Source organism: Wolbachia endosymbiont of Nomada ferruginata (genome assembly GCF_001675785.1).
Taxonomy (GTDB): Bacteria; Pseudomonadota; Alphaproteobacteria; order Rickettsiales; family Anaplasmataceae; genus Wolbachia; species Wolbachia pipientis.
Map to the genome: position 1 here is coordinate 1 of NZ_LYUY01000098.1, position 4,663 is coordinate 4,663.

Here is a 4,663-nt window from a genome sequence, read left to right on the forward strand (position 1 = left end):
TATTGCTTTTGAAAATATTGAACCCTGAATCACGGAAAATTTCTGTAACATCGCTGATTAATAGTGGATTGCGCAGATCTGGCTTATCAGAACCATATTTAAGCATTGCTTCTTTATATGTAATACGTGGAAAATCTTTATCAACAGACTTACGAGAAAATTTAGCAAACACTCTATATAAGGTAGACTCAATAATCTGAAAGATGTCTTCTTGAGTTACAAAAGACATTTCAAGATCTAGCTGATAAAACTCTCCCGGAGAACGGTCAGCCCTTGCGTCTTCATCACGAAAACACGGTGCAATTTGGAAATATTTATCAAACCCTGAAACCATGAGCAACTGTTTGAAAATCTGCGGAGCTTGTGGCAATGCATAGAACTTGCCAGGATTTAGCCTGCTTGGCACTAGGTAGTCGCGTGCTCCTTCAGGAGAGGAAGCAGTGAGTATTGGAGTTTGAATCTCTAAAAATCCTCGCTCTATCATGAGCTTGCGGAGCTCTGCAATAATTTGTGAGCGCAAAATAATATTGTTGCGGACTTTTTCACGTCTTAAGTCAAGAAATCGATATTTAAATCTCATGTTTTCTGGGTATTCTTGCTCGCCGGTAATGCTTGCCAATATACTTCTTTCTTCTTTTGCTATTTCTTCATCAAAGTGGAACTCAACTTCCGACTCAACGCGCAAATTGTTGACTATCACCTCGATTTCTCCGGTAGAAATAGAGCTGTTTACCGTATCTTCAGTTCTAGCTTCAACTATTCCTGTAACAGTAATTACACTCTCCAATTTTAAATTTGATATCTCATCAAAAAAGTCTTTGTCATTATTAAATACTAGCTGAGTGATTCCGTAGAAGTCTCTTAAATCAACAAAAATTAGGTTACCATGGTCGCGCTTACGATATAACCATCCAGAAAGGGTAACTTCCTTTTCTACGTCGTTCTTCCTCAGTTCATTGCACGTATGAGTTTTATAGCAGTTCATATTTGTTTTACTTCTAAATTCTCTAAGAAGTATAGAAATAAACCTTATTACATACAAGCCCGTTCGTCAGATATTTGCGCAATTTTCGAAATAGAGCAGTACTGCTTTTATATTGTCTTTACCCGCAAAAAAATTGCACAATTTCTATAATTATGGTATAATAACAAGGGTATTTTTAATGAATTAGATACAGGAAATGCCACTTACACAGATCATAACATATAGCGTAACATTACTTGCTGTAGCTGCAGTATTTCTCTTTTTGAGAAAAATATACAAAAATCGCATTAGAAAAATCATATTTCCTAGAAAAGTTTTTAAAGAAGAGTGGGAAGAAGACAGAAAATTCAATGAATTATATCAAAAAAATAAGCAAAAAGAGTTGATGAAACAACAAGAAACGCTACGCGAGAAACAAAAAGATGTGCAAGTTTATAAAGAAGATCCAGAAATAGTTGACATAGCAAAACCGGTAGGTAAATGGACAAAGATGGTTATGATGGGTAATGGTTTAATGCAGCGTTTTGCACAATTGATACATAGAGAAGGCGGACAGAAAGGATTTTGGGAGCTGTTTGTAAAAGCTCAGGCTTCAACTCAAGGTAAACATAAGGGGAAGGGCAGATAATCCATGCTTGAATGTGAAAATTTATCCTGCGCTCGTAATAATAAGGTACTATTTAAGAATCTCAGTTTTAAAGCTGAGCTAAAATCAAAGATTCTAATCACTGGTCCAAATGGTAGTGGTAAAACCAGCTTAATTAGAAGTTTATCTGGACTTTTACCGCCGGTATCAGGCAATATAAGGCACTGCGGAAAAGATATATATGATGATCCAAAATCCTATATACCTTCTATGGTCTATATAGGCCATAAGAATGCCTGTAAAGATAGCTTAACTGTTGCTCAAAACGTAGAATTCTGGGCAGGAATACGAAATACTAGAGAATTGATTGTGGCAGCTATTTGTTGCTTGCAGTTGCAACCTGTACTTAATATTAGATATGGCGAACTTTCTGCAGGCTGGAAAAGGAGAGTTGCGCTTGCTCGCCTCTTGATTTCTAATGCAAACGTTTGGCTGATAGATGAACCATTTTGTAATCTTGATAGTGCAACGTATGAATTAGTGCTGAACTTAATCTCAATACGCTCTGAGCAAAATGGTATAGTAATTATTACAGGGCATAGCTCTACAGAGCAATTGTGTGATTTTACAACGATTGATATACGCGATTTCAATAGACTTCTTGCATAGTTTTTGGCAACACGTTAACAACCGTTAGAAACGAAAAAACTTACATGACACCCTTCGCCAGTCCCCTTATCATGAAACTGAAGCTATTTATTTATCTTCAGTCTGTGCAGATAAAACGACAAAAAAACTTAGTATATCTGGCGTGTCATGTTTAATTTTTTGCACTATGTGCACCTTATGTCTTTATAAAACTTCTAGCTATACAAGCTGAAACGCGCTGTTCAAGACATCACCCAACGTCAAATTTTAAAATAGAGAGTGAATAACTAGCACGGGTTTTCTTTGCCTTTTTTTCATTTGGTAAATTTCTTAAATATTTATGGCTAAACGACAACCGTCATCCCGCTACTTGTTAGCGGGATCTAGAGATACCGCGAATGAATCGCGGTATGACGGTTAATTATTCTGCGGCGGTATGACGTAGAGCTCGCGTTAGCTATACTTTTATACTCACCAACTCAGTATCCAACCTGGATCCAAGTAGTCAGCTACTCGGATGACATCTTTGTGTTTGAAGCAAAACCAGCTATAACATTTCTTCGCAAACAAATGTTCGTACAGTTGTGCGCGTGATGCTGGAATCTAGACAACAATTAGATCCTATTGTCAAGCAATAAGCTACATGTGCTATTTATTTAGTAGATTAAATATGAAGTTTAAAACTCTGCTATTGACTTCCTGTAGAACTAGTGAAAACCAAACTTGCTTAAAACCACTTAATTAGTTATAGTTATAAGTTTAGGTACAGTAAAATGACAGCTTTTGTCCCCTTGATTATTTTTTTAATCTTGTATCTTGGAAGTGGTGCTTATTTTTCTTTTATCGGAACTGATAATCCACTTCATCAGGTTTCACCAGTAATCTGCTTATTGCCAGCACTATTTTTTGCTGTCTCACGTGGTACAAATAAAATTCAGCATAACATCGATACTGTTATCAAGGGCATGGGTGACAAAAACACCCTTACTATGTGTTTAATTTTTTTATTTTCTGGAGCATTTTCTGCGGTGACTCAATCAATCGGTAGCGCAGACACTGTTGCTAATTTAATTCTTAATTTCCTTCCAGCAAGATTACTGCTGCCTGGAGTATTTTTGGCTTCTGCTTTTATTTCAACTGCAATTGGCACATCTATGGGAGTTGTTGCGCTGATGGTACCTATAGCTGTTAATCTGGCAAAAAGTGGAGCTTTTGGTCTCGAAATAGGAACTGCAACTGTAGTAGGTGGTGCCGTGTTTGGCGATAACCTTTCGATGATATCTGATACCACCATTGCATCTGTTTCTTCACAGGAAGCTTCAGCAAAAGATAAACTTAAAATGAACTCTAAAGTTGCACTTATTGCCAGCATTATAACACTCATCTACCTAGCAGTTGCCTCAAATAGTACAAAAATTATTTCTATATCAAATTTAGATTATTATTCTATAATAAAAATTATTCCTTACATTTCTTTAATAATCATGGGGCTGCTTGAAGTCGCCACTTTAGTAACAATAACTATAAACATAATTATTGCTGGTGTGCTAGGAATAACTTTTTTTGACTATGCTATCATTCAATTTCCTCATGACGTGTATGACGGTTTCAAAAAAGTAAACGAAATAGTGATATTTGCTCTATTTATCGGTGGATTGAGCCATATAATGTACAAGCAAGGTCAAAAAGCGTTGCATAAACTCATCGATGAAAGCAATATCACAAAAACTAAAGCTGAATTTGTGATAGCAGGAATTGCGTCTATGTTTACTACCTTAGTTGCCAATAATACCATTGCTATTTTACTAAGTGGTGGCATTGCAAAAAGGCTTGCACAAAAACACAGTATTGCGCCACATCGCAGCGCATACTTATTAGATGTTTTTGCTTGTGCTACAAAAGGTATCTTACCTTATGGTTCCCAACTATTGCTAGCAGGTAGCATCGCCTCTGTATCACCTATTTCTTTATTAACACAGGTATATTATTGCTTTATTCTAGCGGCAGTTACAATAGGCGAAATAATCATCAACAGCAGAAAAGAGAAATATTGTGCGGCTGCAACTTAGAGTTTCTCTTTTTTTACCCATAAGGAACGGAATTACTTGACACCCTTCGCCAACCCCCTTATCATGAAACTGAAGCTATTTATTTATCTTCTCTGTACAGATTAAATGACAAAAAACTCAACGTATTTGGCGTCTCATGTTTAATTTTTTGCACTATGTGCACCTCATGTCTTTATAAAACTTCTAGCTATACAAGCCGAAACGCGCTGTTCAAGACATCAAAAGACGTCAAATAGAACAAGGGAGAATTTGAATACTGGCTACCCTGGGGATTCTTTGCCTTTTTTCCTGCTTAGAGGTTGTCCGGAAACAAGTAAAAGGCTATAATATCTGAAATTTTAGTACGGGGTAAAGATGAGAAAAAAGTATCCAACA

Annotated in this window: 4 protein-coding genes; 3 read left to right on the top strand and 1 reads right to left on the bottom strand. The window is 36.4% G+C overall.

The window, feature by feature from the left end; all coding sequences use genetic code 11:
- Positions 1-985 (bottom strand): aspartate--tRNA ligase (gene aspS / locus BA053_RS05300; RefSeq protein ID WP_065106842.1); only part of this gene is annotated, 985 nt, incomplete at its 3' end.
- Between the two features lie 196 nt (positions 986-1,181).
- Between aspS and BA053_RS05305 the strand changes: the two genes are divergently transcribed.
- From BA053_RS05305 to BA053_RS05315, 3 genes are all read left to right on the top strand, one after another.
- Positions 1,182-1,613, top strand: a complete 432-nt coding sequence (locus tag BA053_RS05305; protein WP_065094728.1) for a hypothetical protein — start codon at positions 1,182-1,184, stop codon at positions 1,611-1,613.
- A 3-nt stretch (positions 1,614-1,616) separates the two neighbouring features.
- Positions 1,617-2,240 carry a heme ABC exporter ATP-binding protein CcmA gene (gene ccmA / locus BA053_RS05310; RefSeq protein ID WP_065094729.1) on the top strand — a complete coding sequence of 208 codons (624 nt, stop codon included), beginning with the start codon at positions 1,617-1,619 and terminating at the stop codon, positions 2,238-2,240.
- Between the two features lie 752 nt (positions 2,241-2,992).
- Complete coding sequence (locus BA053_RS05315; RefSeq protein ID WP_065094730.1) at positions 2,993-4,288, top strand: Na+/H+ antiporter NhaC family protein; 1,296 nt, start codon at positions 2,993-2,995, stop codon at positions 4,286-4,288.
- Positions 4,289-4,663 lie beyond the last annotated feature (375 nt).

Excerpts from the sequence above, each read along its gene's own strand:
- BA053_RS05305 (WP_065094728.1), top strand. The coding sequence starts at position 1,182 with ATGCCACTTACACAGATCATAACATATAGCGTAACATTACTTGCTGTA.
- ccmA (WP_065094729.1), top strand. The coding sequence starts at position 1,617 with ATGCTTGAATGTGAAAATTTATCCTGCGCTCGTAATAATAAGGTACTA.
- BA053_RS05315 (WP_065094730.1), top strand. The coding sequence starts at position 2,993 with ATGACAGCTTTTGTCCCCTTGATTATTTTTTTAATCTTGTATCTTGGA.